A 17,660-nucleotide genomic window follows, 5' to 3' on the forward strand; every position below is an offset into this window, starting at 1 on the left:
GGCTCTGTTGCAAAGATTGGCGGCAGTCAGAGGTAGGCTGTCGCTCTGCGCCGATCAGGCGGCTGCTGCGAAATGGTGGTTGAGCATGCCCATGGCCTCCGTCAGCGCCGAGGGCCCAATGCCAAAAGCTCTCTCCACAAGGCGCACCTCGCCCCTGATGCCGGGCTGCAGGCACCAGGGGCGAGCCTGTCCTTTGCGCAGGGCTCGCATGACTTCGAATCCCTTGATCGTGGCATAGGCCGTGGGGATCGATTTGAAACCGCGCACCGGCTTGATCAGTATCTTGAGCTTTCCGTGATCGGCCTCGATCACGTTATTGAGATACTTCACCTGCCGGTGGGCCGTCTCCCGGTCCAGCTTTCCTTCGCGCTTCAATTCGGTGATCGCTGCACCATAGCTCGGCGCTTTGTCGGTATTGAGCGTGGCAGGCTTTTCCCAGTGCTTCAGGCCTCGCAGGGCCTTGCCCAGGAACCGCTTCGCTGCCTTGGCGCTGCGGGTCGGCGACAGGTAGAAATCGATCGTGTCGCCCCGCTTGTCGACTGCCCGGTACAGGTAGGTCCACTTGCCCCGCACCTTGACGTAGGTTTCATCCAGGCGCCAGCTCGGATCAAAGCCACGCCGCCAGAACCAGCGCAGCCGCTTCTCCATCTCCGGGGCGTAGCACTGGACCCAGCGATAGATCGTCGTATGGTCGACCGAAATGCCGCGTTCCGCCAGCATTTCCTCAAGGTCGCGATAGCTGATCGGATAGCGACAATACCAGCGCACCGCCCACAGGATCACATCACCCTGGAAATGGCGCCACTTGAAATCCGTCATCGTTCCGTCCGTCCAATCTCCGCCAAGCATGCTCAAGCTTCACGATTTTTGCAACAGAGCCATCAAAACTGCTCTGATCGACCTCGATCCGCAGGAAAGCGCAACCGCGTGGAGCGAGAGGCGAACAGCTGAACTGCCCCACGTCGAACCATTAAGCGCCCGTAGATTATCTCCCTGGATCAATGCAGCTGAAGCCGAAGGCTTTGCGCTGGCGATCATCGACACACCGCCTGCGGCAGGCGCAGAAGCAGCAGAGGCCGTGCAGCGTTCGGATATGGTTTTGATACCATGCCGACCTTCCCTGATCGACCTAGAGGCAATCAAACGCACCGCGCAGCTTATCACAGCGACCGGCAAGCAGGCCTTCGTCGTCCTGAATGGCGCACCGCCAACCGCCACTGCCTTGTTAGACGATGCTCGCACGTTGGCCGAGGCAACCGGCTTACAGGTTGCCCGCGCGGTAATCCGTGAGCGTAGTAGCTTTCGAGCTGCGTGGCCGTATGGCCTAGGCGTGATTGAGCATGAGCCGGAAGGGAAGGCCGCATTAGAGATTGCAGCTTTGCGAGATTTCATATTTGAATATTTGCAAATTATCAAACCGTCACATGTGAAGACGAAAGGTAAGGCTGCACATGGCTAGAAAATCCCTATTATCCGCCGCTATCGAGCGGCCGCAGGCCGAGGCTAACGAAAACACTATCCCGCAGCCTGTGGCAGATGCTGTACGGGCAGAGGCCAAGCGACCTAACAGTAACGCAGGCAAGTATCACTTGGGCGGCTATTTCGATCAGGATGATCCGACCGCTGAAGCCTTCCGCGTATTGGCTGCAAAGACCCGCCGCAAACAACAAGACTTATTGGGGGAGGCAATCAGCGACCTTGTGGCGAAGTATGATGCGCGAGCTAAATTCGGGTCATGACAAAACGCATCCGCGATCCCATGCTGGCACTGCTAGCGCAATGGATTACGTTCGTGTCGCTTTTTGCACCAGCCTAGAAAGGCAGCATCCGCATTCTTGAGGGGTTGCTGCCCCTTGTCATCCCAGAAGGCGAGATAATCACCCTTGAGCGCGTAAACATCATATCCTGGCGCGACCGTGCGGGCCTTTTCCAGGGCCTGGTTGGAGATCATAGGGAACAGCGTTTCTTGGGGCAGGGCCTTTCCCGCGCGGGGCGTGAAAGTCACCTGATCGCGGGTGTTGTCAAAGCTCAGCGCATAGTCCGGAAAATGACCATGGGCATCGTCCTGGTCCACAATTGTCTTGATGAGACGCCGAAACTCAAAGTCGGTCGATTTGGACCCGCATTTGCGTTGCAGCGTATCCAGACCGAATTTGACAGCTTTGCCCGGCCACCCGCAATGCTTGCGGGCAATCTCGTATAGCCGCCTTTCCAGCGGCTTCCGTAGCCGAAAATATTGGCGGTTCAGGGTCAGCACTTCATTGGAACGGATCGCGTTGAACACCCAATCCGATAGCCGCACCTCGACCTCTTGCATCCGGCCTTCTCGCGTTTCGCGCATGATCCTCACACGATCGATCAGGCTGAAAATATCCAGCGCCTCAGTCCCACCAGTCAGGATATTGGTTTCAATTTGCGTTCCCTGAAGGCGTTTAAAGGCGCTGCGTAGCTGCTCATAGCCCCGGCCATCAGTTCCCCGATTGGTCGCCACCAATAGGTCATAGGCCTTGAAGCGCACGACCTGGTTGACTGGCTGTCCGGAGTTTAGCGCCGCCATGAGCTGGCTGATGCAATAGATCAGCACATCCCGGTCGTGAACTGTCGCCAGCCCCAGCTCGCCGGGAGACACGCGAACGAAGGTGGAGCCGTTGCGATATTCCCGCGCGGTCAGATCAGGCTTGGTGGAGATGCTGAATAAGGGATGCTCCATCGAGGCCATGTCCCCTTTGGGAGCGGCATCGAAAACGTCGCATACGAAAAAGTCCTGCTGAGGATAACGATCCGGTAGGAGAGGGGAGCGATCATCTGGATTCGTGTTATCACCCATAGCTGATACCTATCGTGTTTTCACCCATGGACCAATAGGCTTCGTGCTTTCACCCATTGAGCTGTGGACAACCCCTGTTTTCCTTTCGTGTTATCACCCATGATCTTTCGTGTTATCACCCATGATCTTTCGTGTTATCACCCATGAGAGTATTTTATAACTAACTGATTCAAAACAGAAAATCGGCACTTTATTTCAGCGTAACACAGATTCTAACACAATATAACACAAGGGCATTTTGGGAAAGCGAGGTGCGTTCCCCCACAGTAAAGCAAGGCAAGCGGAATTGGCCTAACGGCCAATGCGCTGTTTGGTGCGTGACGGCGATGCCGTCACAGGGCGACCTGCGGTCGCTGGGCTTCCGAGGGGGAAGTGGGGCGGGCGCAGCGTCCAATCGGACCCTAGCGCCTTGTGGAGGGGGCAGGGGCCGGCCAGGAGGCGAGGATTGGGCCTTCTCCCTTCCGCTGCACCCTTAGTTCCGATCGCGTGCCCTGTGGCCGCTCAGCCGGGAGCGCATGGCCGCTGTCGTCGTCGGTCAGCGCCCACATATCGGCCCCGTGACCGCGAAGCTGTGCAAAATGGCCATTTGGGATTTCAGCGCCAGAGTCCCTCGAACCGGCGTCCGGCCGTACGCGTGTAGCGGACGGTGTGTTTGGGGTCACGGTGGCCGAGATAGTCCTGGATCAGGCGAAGGTCGTAGGCGCGGTTCGCAAGCGCGAACCCGCAAGAGTGGCGCAGCATGTGCGGGTTGACCGACGGCAGGCTGGCGCGCGCTGAGGCCTGGGCCAGCAGGTAATTGACGGCCTGGCGGGTTAGCTGCGCGCCGCGCTCGGACACGAACAGCCAGGGCAGGTGATCGTCGCGCAGCGCGAGGTAGCGCCGGATCGCACGCAGTTCGTCGCCCGCGATCGGCTGTTCGACGGACAAACCGTTTTTGAGGCGACGCACCCACAGGCGCGATACGGCAAGGTCTACTTCATCGCGCCGCAGCGCGGTCGCCTCGCTTACACGCAGTCCATGACGGTACATCATCAGCAGGAGCAGGTGATCGCGTAGCCCATGCCGTCCGGCCTTGGCGGCATTGAGCAGGCGGTCGATCTCGGCTGCCGTCAGGAAATCCTTGCGGCGTTCGTGGGCATCGGCGGCCGTATCCGTGTCACTCTTTACATTTTGCCGGTTGATCGCCTTCTCGGCCATGCTGTGTTCCCTTGGGTGCATTCCCTTGCCGTCGGCGTCACTCTTGACGAAATGCGCTTTTTGTAAAGAGTGGCTGGGTACGCCGAGGGTCACGCGGCGATCCTGGCCTCGATGTCGAGCCGCCGCTCCATATTCAGGTCGAACGCACCATACGGGCTGACATGCGCCCAGATGAGCGGGGTCAAGCCGCGCTCATCCGCTGCGGTCATGCGCCCGCGCCAACGCTCCTCGGCAAGAACGCGCTGGAGCATCAGAGTGTTGACGTACACCAGGCAGGACTGGAGGAGGTGCAGCGCCGCGACCGATGCCTGCTGCTCGTCGAGCCGGTTCGATGCGACCTCGCCGCCCCGGCCGAAAAAGATGAAGCCGTTGGCCGAGTTCCAGGTCTCTACGACGTTCAGCCCCTCGTTGATTTCGCGGCGCAGGGCCTCGTCGTGCAGGTAGCAGCACAGGAACGCCGTCTTCATCGCCTTGCCGAGCTCGGCAAGTGCCTTGTAGGTCGGATGCTGGACGTTGTTCCTGGTGAACCGCCGGAGGATCGCCTCGGGATCGGCGGTGCGCTCGGCCATCGCGGTCGTGTAGCGGACCATCTCGTCATACTGCCGCTCGATCAGCGGCCAGTCGATCGGGCGCGTCAGGATGCAGGCGAGGTTGGGGTAATCGTCCGCCGTGCCAGGTCCGGGCAGATAGAGCTTCTGGCCTGCGATGGCCTTGAGCCGCGGCAGCAGCTGGAACCCGAGCAGCTTGCAGAACGCGAACGCCACCTCGCTCTGCCCGTGGCTGTCGACGTACTGGCGATCGATCTCCATCTCGGTGTCATGCGCGAGGACGCCCTCGATCATCGAGGCGACCTCGGACGACGAGCAGCGCTTCAGGCGCGAATGGATGCACACCGACTGGCGCTCGACGTGCCAGTAGATCATCACGCCCCGCCCGCCGTAGCGCACATGCCACTCGGTCATCAGGTTCTGGTCGAAGGCGGCGAAGTGCGTGCTGTCCGACGCGCACGCGGTCGTGCCCTCGCCCCACACCGCTGGATCGCGCGCGGCGAGCGTGGCGTTAACGACGCGCCTGGTCGCGTCCCGCAAGGACTCGGCGTCGATATAGCGGCGACGGGTGTGGAGCAGTTCCTTATAGGTGAAGCCGTGGTCGCCGACGACCAGGCGCTTCAGCCCGGCATTGGTGCCAAGGCCGTATAGGCAGAGCAGTAGACGTCGCCGGACGTCGTCAGGGTCCGTCGCCGCGCGCGATGCCGCCGTCGAGAACGCCTGGGTGAAGCCGATGCGGAGGTCCGCCTCCTTCAGGATGTCGAGCAAACCCGTCATCGGCCAGCGACGACCCAGCTCGCCGCCGAGCGCCTCGAGGGTGGGAGGTGCCGGAAGGGGATCGAGCGGGGTCACGACGATTGGATGACGGCGGCGCGGATTGAGTTTGACCCTGGTGTTGCCCGGCATGCCGCGATCGAGCATTGCCAACGCCTGCTCCATCTCCGCCTTCACGGAATCGGTGAAGGCGCGCGCGTCGGTGGTAAGGCCGAGCCGCTCATAGCATTCGGCGCGTCGTTCGTTGAAGTCGGCAGGCAGATCGTCGTCGGGGTTGCGGAACCGACCCGCACCCGCGACCCACACCTCCTTGCAGCGGAGCTTCTCGCGCAGCGTCTGGAGCACGCAGATTTCGTAATTGATCCTGTTGACCCGCTCCGAGCCATCCGGCGCTTCCTCGATCACGATGTCGCGCCATTTGGGGCGCACGACGCCGTCGATCGCGACCTCCGCAGTGCTGAAATATTGCCGTCCGTCATTCTCGGCCGCGCGGATCTTCACCAGCGCGTCGGTGAGCGGCTTGTGTGCGCTGTTGTTCGAGCGGAAGTCGAGCGCGGCGAGGAGTTTCGGCATCATGCGCCGGTAATAGGCGCCGTAGGAGGCGCGGACCGCCTTGTGGACGCGGCGCGACGGCGCCGAGCCGGTGGCGAGCGCTTCCTTGACCAACGCCTGAAACGTGCGCTCGTCGACCACGGGAAAGATCACCTCGCGCACGGAGCCGTCGGGCGCACCGGTGACGGCCGACGCCACCTTGAACAGGATACCGCTCTTGCCCCTGACCGCCTTTGCTTCCTCCAGCAGCTCGGTGACGACGCGCCGCTCAGCCTTGACCGTGATACGGTGTGTGATCTGGATGAGCAGGTCGACCAGCCCGTCGACGATCTCCGCCTCGCGCGGGACGCAATAAAAGGTGAGCAGCGGCAGCCTGATACGATCCGGGTGGCGGCGCAGTTCCCAGGCGCTTTCGACTGCGGCCCGCCTGCGAAATCGTTTCACGAGGTCGGGATGCACGTCGCCAAGCAACGCAGCCGACAGTCCCAGCCCACGAACTAGGTCGAGCTTGGCGACCTCGGCCAACAGGCTGTCGAGCCCCGGCTTTCCGGGATCGGCGGACAATCGCGTATAGCCCGCGCCCTCACCATCATCGGCCAACAGCGCGTTCAGGCGTGCGCGGGATCCATCGTCAAGGCGATCATAGACCCCGGCGAGCATCGCATCGTCGTGGCTCGAGCGAAGCGAGCGGACGAGCCGGTCGAGGCGGTAGGATCCGGGTCTGACGACCCGCCTCGCGGCGAACCATCCGGTGATCTCATCCTCAAGCGCGGATGGTGTCGGCTCGCGGGGGAGGATATCCGATAGCAGCCACGACCGAAACGCCGCTTCGGCCGCATGGTCGAAGGTGCCGACCGCCAGATGATCGAGAACACGCTGGCGGTGCCGACGTCCAGAGCGACCGGTGAACGCGTAGCTCTCGACGTCCGCCGCCACGCCGATCTGGTCGGCGAGGTGCGCGATCACGGCCGGAGCGAGGTCCGCTTCCTCATCTGGAAAACGACCCTGCGACCGCCAGAACGTCAACTGACAGGCGAGCCCCAGCCTACCGGCATCCGCATTGTCGGCGATGAACGCGACATCGTCGGGCGACAGCGTCCAGAGTTCACCCAGCTCGTCCGCCGACCACAGCCGCTTCATGCACGCTCCCTGATCCATGCCGAAACGGCATTCTAACCCGGATCACCGGGCGCGCGAAGTCAAATGGCCATTTTGCACAGCTTCGCGGTCACGGGGCCATATCCTTGCCCGCGAAGCACCAGACCGAAACAGCGTCATCCGTCATTGTCCAACCTCTCAGGCGAGACCGCCTCCGCATCGAACGCCCGCTTGCCGCGCCGCTTCCAGAGCGCCAGCACGTCGCCGGCATCATCGCCTCGGGCGCGGGCCGCGCAATCCAGTAGAGCGCCGTAGAGGGTGGCGCGATCGTCGTCGGCGAGATCGACCAGGCCGGCTTTCTGGACGAGGCCGCCCAGTTCTATGAGATGGCGGGTTCGTTCGCGGCGTTGCACGACCCATCCTCTCGTATCGGTGCGGCGCGCGGCGGCTTCAACGCGGCGTAGCGCTTGCCCGGTTCGCGCCATCGCCTTGGCGGTCGCCGCGACATTATCCGCGAGCTTTCTTCCCGCGCCGCTGAAAGAAGGCGGAACCTTTCGCGCGCCACGCCTCCTTTTCTTCCGTGCTGGCCGATTCCACAGCGGCAAGCAGTGCGCCCGCCAGCGTATCGAGATCGAGCGCATCGGCTCCGGTGGACGTGACAAGCTCGCCAAGCTGCTGGACCTTCTTCACCTTCAACGCCCTGGCCTTGTCGCCAAGGGCTTTCAGCTCCGCGTCATAGTCGCGCGTTTTGCGCATCATTCTCTCCCTCGTGCCCGAAAACTGAAGCCGCAGGATAGCATGATCGCGCGCGCGAGGAACCGTTCCGAACAAAAAATGCGGCGAAGTCAATCACAGGAACGACAGGGAGTGTGAGTGCGCGCTTATACGTCGTTGCCGACGTGCGCTAAGAAAGGCAGTATAGCGGCCGTCATGGCGATCTACCATTTCTCAGCCAAGGTCATCAGCCGCGCCAATGGATCGAGCGCGGTTGCATCGGCCGCCTATCGTTCGGCGTCCGAGCTGCACGATGACCGACTCGGGCGTATCCAAGATTTCTCGAACAAGGCCGGTGTCGTCCATTCGGAAATCATGCTGCCCGAGGGTGCGCCGGAGCGTTTAAACGATCGCGCGACCTTGTGGAACGAGGTCGAGGCCGGCGAGAAACGCAAGGACGCGCAGCTTGCCCGCGAGGTTGAGTTTTCAATTCCGCGCGAAATGAATCAGGCGCAGGGCGTCGAGCTGGCGCGCGATTTCGTGAACAAGCAGTTCGTCGAACGCGGCATGGTCGCGGACCTCAATGTGCATTGGGACATGGGCAAGGACGGCCAGCCCAAGCCGCACGCGCACGTCATGCTGTCGATGCGCGAGGTAGGGCCGGAGGGGTTCGGCCAGAAGGTGCGCGAGTGGAACAGCGCCGAGCTTTTGAAAGGGTGGCGCGAGGCATGGGCCGATCATGTCAACGAACGGCTTGCGTCGCTCGATATTGATGCGCGGATCGACCATCGCACATTAGCGGCGCAGGGGATCGAGCTTGAGCCGCAGCACAAGATCGGGCCGGCAGCATCGCGGATGCCCGAACAGGGGCTTGAGGCCGAGCGGGTCGAGGACCATGCCCGGATCGCGCGCGCGAATGGCGAGAAGATCATTGCCGAGCCGGGGATCGCATTGGACGCGATCACGCGGCAACAGGCGACGTTCACCACCCGCGACCTGGCGATGTTCGTCCATCGGCACAGCGACGGCAAGGACCAGTTCGATTCCGCTATGAGCGCGGTGAAGGCGTCGCCCGAGCTGGTGGGGCTGGGGCAGGACGGGAAAGGGCAGGAGCGGTTCACCTCGCGCGAGATGATCGCGGTCGAGCAGCGGCTTGAGCGGGCCGCTGACAGGCTTGCAGAGCGGGGAGGGCATGGTCTCCCGGCAGCGGCCGTTAGGGGGGTGGCCGCTACCGGGAGTGATAGCCTGGTGCTGGGAACCCAGCAGGAAGCCGCGTTGGCGCATATCACCAGCCGGAACGATCTTTCAATCGTGGTCGGCTATGCCGGCACCGGCAAGTCGGCCATGCTGGGCGTGGCGCGCGACGAATGGGAGCGCGCCGGCTACACGGTGCGCGGTGCCGCCCTGTCGGGGATCGCGGCCGAGGGGCTGGAAGGCGGATCGGGCATCGCCTCGCGCACGATCGCCAGCCTCGAATATCAGTGGGGGCAGGGCCGCGAGCAGCTCGGGCCGCGCGACGTGCTGGTGATCGACGAGGCCGGGATGATCGGCACGCGCCAGATGGAGCGCGTGCTTGGCGAAGCCGAACGGGCCGGGGCCAAGGTCGTGCTTGTCGGCGATGCCGAGCAGTTGCAGGCGATCGAGGCGGGTGCCGCGTTCCGGGCGCTGGCCGAGCGGCACGGTGCCGCCGAGATCAGCGAGATACGCCGACAGCATGAGGATTGGCAGAAGGACGCCACGCGGGCGCTGGCGACCGGCAGGACCGGCGAGGCGATCCATGCCTATGAGCGTCATGGGATGGTCGAGGCGGCCGACACGCGCGAGCAGGCGCGTGCCGAGCTGGTGGACGGTTGGGACGCGCAGCGCCTTGCCGATCCGGACAAGAGCCGGATCATCCTCACCCACACCAATGCCGAGGTTCGCGATTTGAACCTGGCCGCGCGCGCACGCTTGCGTGACTCGGCTGCGCTTGGTCCCGACGTGGAGGTGAAGGCCGAGCGGGGCGCGCGGGAGTTCGCCAGCGGCGACCGCATCATGTTCCTCAAGAACGAGCGCGGGCTTGGGGTGAAGAACGGCACGCTGGGTAAGGTCGAGCGGGTTACGCCAGAGCATATGGCGGTCCGGCTCGACGACGGTCGATCGGTCGCGTTCGACCTGAAAGACTATGCCCATGTCGATCATGGCTATGCGGCGACCATCCATAAATCGCAGGGCGTGACGGTCGATCGGGCGCACGTCCTCGCCACCCCCGGCATGGACCGCCATTCGGCTTATGTCGGCTTGTCGCGACACCGTGACGGGGTGCAGCTCCATTACGGGCGCGACGACTTCGCCGATCAGCGCCAGCTTGTCCGCACCCTGTCGCGCGAGCGGTCGAAGGATATGGCGTCGGATTATCCGATGTATCGGGACCGCGACGCCGAGGTTCGTGACTTCGCCGATCGGCGCGGGTTGTCGGGCGAGATCCGCTTGCCGGATGCGCCCGAGAGGCAGGGGGTCGAGATCTTTGCGCCTCGCCGTGGATATTCGCGCGAAGTGCGTGAGGATCCACGGCCGATCAGCCGCGGCGATCAGGAGGCGAAGGCCGCGGGTGAGCGTCAGCCGCGGCGGGGCATGTTCGACGGATTCAAGCCGAAGCCGATCGAGCGACCCGCGCCGGGGCGTGTCCAGGGCGAGAAACCCAAGCGCGGCATGTTCGACGGGTTGAAGCTCGACGCGACGCCGGCGACGCCTTCGCCCGCGCGGGCCGATCGCGGCGAGGACCGCGCCTTCGCGCGCGCTGTCGAGCGGACCTCGCGCTCGGCCGAGGTGGTGTTGCAGGCGCGGGCATCGGGTGCGCCGATCCTTGAGCATCAGAAGGTCGCGCTCGAGCGCGCGATCCATGCGCTCGATACGCTCCGGCCGGGGGCTTCGGACGATATGACGGAGGCGATGAAGCGCAATCCTGAATTGCTGCGCGAAGCGGCGGCGGGGCGCAGCGGCCCGATGATCGAGGCGATGGCCCGAGAAGCCCGCGTGCGCGTCGATCCGGCTTTGCGCGCCGATCGGTTCGTGGAACGCTGGCAGGGCCTCAGCGCCGATCGGGACCGCCTCTATCGCGCCGGCGACATGTCGGGCCGGGAAAAGGCGGGGCAGGAAATGGCGGGCATGGCGAAAAGCCTTGAGCGCGATCCCCAGGTTGAATCGCTCCTGCGCGGCCGTAGTCGCGAGTTGGGGCTTGAGAGGGGCATCAACCAGAGCCGTGAGCTTGCCCGCGAGCTGACCCGCGATTTGGGGCTCGGCAGGGGCTTGGGGATGAGCCGGTAAGGAGAGGATATGGACGACGACCGCGAAGACATGGGCGAGGATGACGCGGCGCGGGCATTCGCCCAGCTTGGCCGCGAGGTGTCGTTGCTGCGCAGTGCCATCGAGGGACTGACGGCCGCGCGCGAGTCCATCGAGATACCCGATTATCAGCCGACGCTTGAGCGCACGGAGAAAATATTGGTGGCGCTCGCCCAGCGGATCGATCCCATCGCCAAAAGTCCGCTATTGTCGATGACCCCGGATTCCATGACGAGCCAGATCGCGACGGCGGCGAGCGGCGCGCGCCGCGAGGACGCGCGGCTTGTCGCCGAGGCACGCGCAGGGCTGGACAAGGCCGCCCGCGAGATCGGCAACCGGCTAGCATCCGCGCGCCGGGGCGACGAGCAGAACCGCTGGCTGGTGTGGGCCGGATTGGGCGGCGTGGTGTTGGGGATGTTGCTCTACGCCCTGGCGCAAATACCGCTCGCGCTTCTCGCGCCGACAAGCTGGCGCTGGCCCGAGCGCCTGGCGACGCGCGTTCTGGACGAGGGTAGCCCGTGGGAAGCAGGGCAACACCTGATGCAGACGGCCGCGCCCGAGAGCTGGGGCGTGATCGTCGCGGCGGCACCGCTCGCGGATGGCAACCGCGAGGCTATTCAGACGTGCCGCGAGAAGGCCGCCAAGGCCAAGAAGGCGGTGCGCTGCACGATCGACGTGAAGGCGGCGCAATAGGCATGGAGGTTTCGACCGAATTGGCCCAGTCGGCCCCAAGCTGCGATTTTGGCCAAGTCGGAGAACGTTTTGGGAACGTGGCATTCGGTATTGACGATGGAAATCATAGAAGAGGACAGTTCGCTCCATCATAGGGAGTGGGTTGATGGATCGGAGTATTCCGGGCGGGGATTTGATCGGACGATGGAGCCTGAGCTTTGCCGATATTGATTTTGTAAATTCGAAGCCGGCCCTGACGCGCCTTGGCCTCGCCGCACAGCTGAAATTCTTCGCTTCCCTGGGGTTTTTCGCGATCGATCCCGGCTCAATCCCTACCGATGGCCTCTCGTATCTGGCCGAGCAACTCGGTGTCGAGGCTGGCGAGATAGCCGGTTATGACTTTTCCAGTCGGACAGCACGACGGCATTGTGCGGAGATCCTGATCCATCTTGGATATCACCGCATGAAGCGGGTGGATCGCGCGCAATTGACGGAATGGATTGCTGGCGAGCTGTGCCCGGGCGGCCAGTCGATCAATGCCATGCTTGAGCATGTTTTCCTGTGGTGCCGGGACCGGCGTATTTATGGGCCGTCGCGCAAGGAGCTTGAACGTGTCGTTCGCTCACAACGGCAAGATTATCTGGACACCTGGCTGATCGGAGCCAGTGATCGGCTTTCGTCAGATGCGGTGGCGTTATTGGAAGCCTCGCTTGCCGATCCGGACAGCTCGACCGGATTCAACAGGATGAAGGGTGACGCCGGACAGGCAACGCTCGACAACATTCTCGACGTGACCGAGAAACTCGCCTTTATCCAGAGACTTGATCTTCCCCATGATCTCCTGACGGCTACGGGCAAGCCATGGGTCGATCAGATTGTTCGCCGCGTTGCCGGTGAAAAGGCCTCGGAGATGCGCCGGCATGCGCCGGCGCGACAGCTCGGCCTTTATGCGATTTATCTAATGTCGCGGGAGGCGCAACTCACTGACGCGATGATCGACCTGCTGATCGAAACCGTTCACAAGATCGGAACGCGCTCGAAACGCAAGGTGGTGGGCGATATCGCGAAAGACATCGAGCGGGTCTATGGAAAGGAGCGCCTGCTGGTCGAGATCGCCAGCGCCTCGATCAATGAACCATCGGGGCGCATCTGCGATGTCATTTTCCCGATCGCCGGTAAGGCCAAGCTGGCGGCGATCGTCAAGGAGAGCCATGCGAAGGGCGCTCTGGACCGGCGCATCTACAAGGTGATGCGTGGTTCCTGGGCCAATCATTACCGGCGCATGCTGCCAAGCCTGCTTTCCGTACTTGAGTTCCGGTCGAACAACGCGGTGTGGCGGCCGGTCCTGGCGGCCCTCGACTGGATCAGGAGCAAGGTGGATGGCGGATGCCGCTTCGTGCCATTGCAGGATGTTCCGATCGATGAGGTGATTCCAGCGCGATGGCGCAGTTCCGTCATTGATGACGATGGGCGGGTAAACCGGATCAGCTATGAGCTTTGCGTCCTGACGCAACTGCGCGACCGCATCCGCTCCAAAGAAATCTGGGTGGTCGGGGCGGATCGCTATCGCAATCCCGATGACGATCTTCCCAAGGACTTCGAGATCAGGCGAGATGCGTACTATTCCGGCCTCAGCCTGACGCCAGATGCGCAGGCGTTTTGCGCCTCGATCCGGGAGGAGCTTGAACGGGAACTGTTGCTCCTCAATGCCAATATTCCACAAAACGACAAGGTCCGGCTCCTGTGGCGCGGCGACAACCGGATATCGATTACACCGTTCAAGCCCTTGCCCGAACCGAAGGGTCTCGCTTCGATCAAAAGCGAGATCGGTCAGCGCTGGCCGATGACCGGACTGCTGGACGTGTTGAAAGAGGCTGCTCTGGACACGGGATTGATGGATGCTTTCGAAACGTCGGCCTCGCGGGTTACCCTGTCGAAAGCAGCCTTGGCTCAGCGTCTTTTGCTGTGTCTCTATGGCTTGGGCACGAACGCCGGGCTCAAGCGGGTCGCTGGCGCAACACCCGATGTCAGTTACGAGGAATTGCTGCATGTCCATCGCCGTTTCATCCACGCGCCAGCGCTGAGGGAGGCGTGCGCGCGGGTAGCAAACGCGACACTGGCAATCCGCAATGCCGCAGTATGGGGAGATGCGGGCACGGCATGCGCGTCCGATTCAACGAAGTTCGGCGCGTGGGACCGCAACCTGATGACGGAATGGCACGCCCGCTATGGCGGCCGTGGCGTCATGATCTACTGGCATGTGGAGAAGCGCGCGACCTGCGTTTATTCCCAGCTCAAGCGGTGCTCTTCCTCGGAGGTCGCCTCCATGATCGAAGGCGTGCTACGCCATTGCACCGACATGGAAATCCAGCGCCAGTACGTCGATAGCCACGGCCAGAGCGCAGTCGGCTTTGCGTTCTGCCGACTCCTTGGATTTGAGCTTGCCCCGCGGCTGAAAGCAGTGGCACGCCAGAAACTGGCCCTTCCCCAAGCCGGCATGCGCACGCGGCTTTCCAATTTACTGCCGATCCTCTCCAGCCCGATCGACTGGGACGAGATCGAGCAACAATATGACGAAATGGTCAAATATGCCGCTGCCATGCAATCGCGCACCGCCGATCCGGAAGCGATCCTGCTCCGGTTTGCCAGAGCCGAAGTGATGCACCCGACCTACAAGGCGCTGAGTGAACTCGGCCGCGCGGTCAAAACAATCTTCCTATGCCGGTATTTGCGTCAGGAGGCATTCCGCCGCGAGATCCACGAAGGGCTGAATGTGGTTGAGAACTGGAACGGCGCTAATGGTTTCGTGTTCTTCGGCAAGGGCGGCGAGATCGCCACCAACCGCATCCATGAGCAGGAAATCTCCGTTCTGGCGCTACACCTCCTGCAAGCGTCGCTGGTGTATGTGAACACCCGCATGCTTCAGACCGTACTGGTTGAGCCGAAGTGGGCGGGGCGGATGACGCCGGAAGATTATCGTGGTCTCACGCCGTTGATCTACAGTCATGTGAACCCTTATGGCCGCTTCGACCTCGACCTGAACGACCGGATTGATTTTGGACGGCTTGCAGCGTGAGGCGGCTGATCGGCCTATAACATTTGGGTACACCCCAGAGTGATAGGGCCGAGTGACACCATTCGTCTGTCACAAAAGGGTGGGTTTGCGCTCAATGTGACGATACACTGCAAGAGCCACCCTAATGTGACGGATTTTGCACTTGGCTCGTATCGGATATGCCCGCGTCAGCACCACGGACCAGGATCTGGATATCCAGATTGGCCGCCTCAAGAATGCAGGTTGCGAAATTATCCGTTCCGAGACCGGATCGGGGGCCTCGCGGAGCGGGCGCACGGAACTGGAAACGATCATGCAGTTTATGCACACCGGCGACGAGCTGGTCGTGCTGCGGCTCGACCGGCTCGGCCGCTCCACGCGCGATGTCCTGAACCTGGTGCATGAGCTTGATGAAAAGGGAGCTTCGCTGCGCATCCTTGAGCCAGAGGTGACGACGGCGGGCGACATGGGGCGAATGGTCATCACCATACTCGGCATGGTCGCCGATATGGAGCTGAAGTTCATCAAGGATCGTCAGCGCGCCGGGATCGAAGCGGCGCGCGCCGAAGGCGTTTACAAAGGCCGGAAGAAGAACGTCGATGACGATGAAATCCGCCGTCGCCTTGCCGCCGGCGCCAGCAAGGCCCGCGTTGCCCGCGACCTGAAGGTCTCACGAATGACCGTCTATCGGGCGCTCGACATTATTCCGTCACAGACCAAACTGCCGGAAAAGCCGCCCACTGCCAGCATCGCCCTGCATCTGATTATCGAGAACTTCAACAAGCGTGGAAGAGGTAGAAAACCCGCTCGGGAGCGGATTGAGGCGATGCTGGAACGCGACTACGCCATGGTAAAAAACGGCAATTGTGATTACAAACTGACCGTCGCCTATGACCCCGATCCGGATGGCATTTCCCTTGATGAGGAAATCCAAAGCCTCCTCTCCGAGATGTTCAACATCGCAGAGAGCTACAATTGCTCCATGGAAGCCGATATCTACGAGGTCGGTGGTCAGCAACGGTCCTGGTAGAATCAATCAAGCGTTCAGTGTTCGTTCTTCAACCTGGCCAAAATCGCAGCTTCGGGCCGACTGGGCCGAATTGGACCGAAATACTTTGGTGGCCTTGCTCGACCGGATGATACGCGCCGAGGCGCTTGGCGATGCCCCGCCCCAGGCCGAACGGGGCGACTGGATGTTCGGCAGCGTCGATCCCACCGAGTTCACCGAACCCGATGAGCATGGCTGGATGGCGATAGTACCGTCCTCCCTGCCCAGGATATGGATACCGCGCGCGCTGTGCTTCTGGCGCATGGTGGTGTCGATCGGTGGCACGATCAGCTTGGAGCAACTGGCGCATCCCGCCCATTCGTTGGCGCGATGGCCGGCGATCGAGCAGGCCGTGCGGTCGTATCTGGCGATTTCCGCCCCCGATCTCATCCTCATTGATTCAGCGCGTGAATCAGCGACGCGCCATTGAGTCAGATAAGTCGTCGGACTTCGCAAAGCTGATTTTGTAGGCTCCGCGCCATGTTCGGCGCGAACCTTCCTCTGCCTGATCCGATCGAGCTGGTGGCGCTCGACCCGGCCCGCAACATTCGCCGGCGCTACAGCATCACCGCCAGCCTCGACCTCTTTGGCATGATCGTCGTCGAAACCCGCTGGGGGCGGATCGGCGCGCGCGGTCAGGCGCAGGCCCGAGCCTTCGCCGATCGCGCGGCGGCCGAGCGGCATATCGCCGCGACCCTGAGCCGGCGCGATACCGCCGAGAGCCGGATCGGCGTCGCCTACCGTCCGCTATAGGCATCTCTAGCATTGACTTCGCCTCCCCCTGCAGGCGGAGGAATAAGGCACTTTGGAAGCGATCAGGCGCGAGTTTCCGTGATATAGAGACGAAGCACGCGATTGATCTCGGTCTGGTATCCTCGACCTTCCGCGTGATCCTTAAACCAGGCCACGACATCGGCGTCGAGCCGAAGCGTGACCGGCTTCTTGACGGGCTTGTAAAGGCCAGGTCGGCGGGCTCTGTTGCAAAAATCGTGAAGCTTGAGCATGCTTGGCGGAGATTGGACGGACGGAACGATGACGGATTTCAAGTGGCGCCATTTCCAGGGTGATGTGATCCTGTGGGCGGTGCGCTGGTATTGTCGCTATCCGATCAGCTATCGCGACCTTGAGGAAATGCTGGCGGAACGCGGCATTTCGGTCGACCATACGACGATCTATCGCTGGGTCCAGTGCTACGCCCCGGAGATGGAGAAGCGGCTGCGCTGGTTCTGGCGGCGTGGCTTTGATCCGAGCTGGCGCCTGGATGAAACCTACGTCAAGGTGCGGGGCAAGTGGACCTACCTGTACCGGGCAGTCGACAAGCGGGGCGACACGATCGATTTCTACCTGTCGCCGACCCGCAGCGCCAAGGCAGCGAAGCGGTTCCTGGGCAAGGCCCTGCGAGGCCTGAAGCACTGGGAAAAGCCTGCCACGCTCAATACCGACAAAGCGCCGAGCTATGGTGCAGCGATCACCGAATTGAAGCGCGAAGGAAAGCTGGACCGGGAGACGGCCCACCGGCAGGTGAAGTATCTCAATAACGTGATCGAGGCCGATCACGGAAAGCTCAAGATACTGATCAAGCCGGTGCGCGGTTTCAAATCGATCCCCACGGCCTATGCCACGATCAAGGGATTCGAAGTCATGCGAGCCCTGCGCAAAGGACAGGCTCGCCCCTGGTGCCTGCAGCCCGGCATCAGGGGCGAGGTGCGCCTTGTGGAGAGAGCTTTTGGCATTGGGCCCTCGGCGCTGACGGAGGCCATGGGCATGCTCAACCACCATTTCGCAGCAGCCGCCTGATCGGCGCAGAGCGACAGCCTACCTCTGACTGCCGCCAATCTTTGCAACAGAGCC

At 62.4% G+C, this 17,660-nt stretch carries 16 protein-coding genes; 9 read left to right on the forward strand and 7 right to left on the reverse strand.

Going from position 1 to position 17,660, the window contains the following annotated elements; genetic code table 11:
* Positions 1 to 54: 54 nt before the first annotated feature.
* Positions 55 to 819, reverse strand: a complete 765-nt coding sequence (locus L288_RS34750) for an IS6-like element IS6100 family transposase (RefSeq protein ID WP_001389365.1) — start codon at positions 817 to 819, stop codon at positions 55 to 57.
* On the opposite strand from L288_RS34750, the gene L288_RS0121775 reads away from it, so the two are divergent.
* Together L288_RS0121775 and L288_RS34755 are read left to right on the forward strand one after the other, a co-directional pair.
* A complete protein-coding gene (locus L288_RS0121775) occupies positions 806 to 1,459 on the forward strand; it encodes a ParA family protein (protein WP_236613036.1) in 654 nt (217 codons plus the stop codon). The genes L288_RS34750 and L288_RS0121775 overlap by 14 nt on opposite strands.
* The gene (locus L288_RS34755) at positions 1,452 to 1,739 is read left to right on the forward strand and encodes a ribbon-helix-helix domain-containing protein (protein WP_021238836.1); all 288 of its coding nucleotides are present in this window, start codon (positions 1,452 to 1,454) and stop codon (positions 1,737 to 1,739) included. The genes L288_RS0121775 and L288_RS34755 overlap by 8 nt, the downstream gene beginning before the upstream one ends.
* A gap of 32 nt (positions 1,740 to 1,771) precedes the next feature.
* Here the strand turns inward: L288_RS34755 and L288_RS34760 are convergent, their stop codons facing one another.
* The 5 genes from L288_RS34760 to L288_RS34780 all read right to left on the reverse strand — a co-directional run bounded on the left by L288_RS34760 (position 1,772) and on the right by L288_RS34780 (position 7,752).
* Complete coding sequence (locus tag L288_RS34760) at positions 1,772 to 2,827, reverse strand: replication initiator protein A (RefSeq protein ID WP_030092293.1); 1,056 nt, start codon at positions 2,825 to 2,827, stop codon at positions 1,772 to 1,774.
* A 594-nt stretch (positions 2,828 to 3,421) separates the two neighbouring features.
* A complete protein-coding gene (locus tag L288_RS34765; RefSeq protein ID WP_201766338.1) occupies positions 3,422 to 4,117 on the reverse strand; it encodes a tyrosine-type recombinase/integrase in 696 nt (231 codons plus the stop codon).
* Positions 4,114 to 7,038 (reverse strand): Tn3 family transposase, encoded by a 2,925-nt coding sequence (locus L288_RS34770; protein WP_021238839.1) that lies wholly within the window; start codon positions 7,036 to 7,038, stop codon positions 4,114 to 4,116. Before L288_RS34770 ends, L288_RS34765 begins: the two co-directional genes overlap by 4 nt.
* A 134-nt stretch (positions 7,039 to 7,172) precedes the next feature.
* A complete protein-coding gene (locus L288_RS34775) occupies positions 7,173 to 7,409 on the reverse strand; it encodes a conjugal transfer protein TraD (protein WP_021238840.1) in 237 nt (78 codons plus the stop codon).
* Between the two features lie 94 nt (positions 7,410 to 7,503).
* A complete protein-coding gene (locus tag L288_RS34780; RefSeq protein WP_030092294.1) occupies positions 7,504 to 7,752 on the reverse strand; it encodes a conjugal transfer protein TraD in 249 nt (82 codons plus the stop codon).
* 174 nt (positions 7,753 to 7,926) lie between these two features.
* Here L288_RS34780 and traA point away from each other — a divergent pair, with 174 nt between their 5' ends.
* The 6 genes from traA to L288_RS34810 all read left to right on the forward strand — a co-directional run bounded on the left by traA (position 7,927) and on the right by L288_RS34810 (position 16,562).
* Positions 7,927 to 11,016 (forward strand): Ti-type conjugative transfer relaxase TraA, encoded by a 3,090-nt coding sequence (gene traA, locus L288_RS34785; protein ID WP_021238842.1) that lies wholly within the window; start codon positions 7,927 to 7,929, stop codon positions 11,014 to 11,016.
* Positions 11,017 to 11,025: 9 nt separating this feature from the next.
* Positions 11,026 to 11,727, forward strand: coding sequence for a DUF6118 family protein (locus L288_RS34790; RefSeq protein WP_021238843.1), 702 nt, complete (start codon positions 11,026 to 11,028; stop codon positions 11,725 to 11,727).
* Between the two features lie 145 nt (positions 11,728 to 11,872).
* Entirely contained in the window at positions 11,873 to 14,782 is a 2,910-nt protein-coding gene (locus L288_RS34795; RefSeq protein WP_021224283.1) for a Tn3 family transposase, read from the forward strand.
* Between the two features lie 142 nt (positions 14,783 to 14,924).
* Positions 14,925 to 15,791: a recombinase family protein gene (locus L288_RS34800; RefSeq protein ID WP_006953933.1), complete on the forward strand. Its 867-nt coding sequence runs from the start codon at positions 14,925 to 14,927 to the stop codon at positions 15,789 to 15,791.
* Positions 15,792 to 15,861: 70 nt separating this feature from the next.
* Positions 15,862 to 16,239: a hypothetical protein gene (locus L288_RS34805; RefSeq protein ID WP_145907854.1), complete on the forward strand. Its 378-nt coding sequence runs from the start codon at positions 15,862 to 15,864 to the stop codon at positions 16,237 to 16,239.
* 50 nt (positions 16,240 to 16,289) lie between these two features.
* On the forward strand, positions 16,290 to 16,562 hold the full coding sequence (locus L288_RS34810; protein ID WP_021238845.1) for a WGR domain-containing protein: 273 nt from the start codon (positions 16,290 to 16,292) through the stop codon (positions 16,560 to 16,562).
* A gap of 62 nt (positions 16,563 to 16,624) precedes the next feature.
* Here L288_RS34810 and L288_RS34815 read toward each other — a convergent pair whose 3' ends face one another.
* A complete protein-coding gene (locus L288_RS34815) occupies positions 16,625 to 16,813 on the reverse strand; it encodes a BrnA antitoxin family protein (protein ID WP_021238846.1) in 189 nt (62 codons plus the stop codon).
* A gap of 28 nt (positions 16,814 to 16,841) precedes the next feature.
* On the opposite strand from L288_RS34815, the gene L288_RS34820 reads away from it, so the two are divergent.
* Positions 16,842 to 17,606: an IS6-like element IS6100 family transposase gene (locus tag L288_RS34820; RefSeq protein ID WP_001389365.1), complete on the forward strand. Its 765-nt coding sequence runs from the start codon at positions 16,842 to 16,844 to the stop codon at positions 17,604 to 17,606.
* Positions 17,607 to 17,660 lie beyond the last annotated feature (54 nt).

This window comes from Sphingobium quisquiliarum P25 (genome assembly GCF_000445065.1).
In the GTDB taxonomy this organism is placed as follows: domain Bacteria; phylum Pseudomonadota; class Alphaproteobacteria; order Sphingomonadales; family Sphingomonadaceae; genus Sphingobium; species Sphingobium quisquiliarum.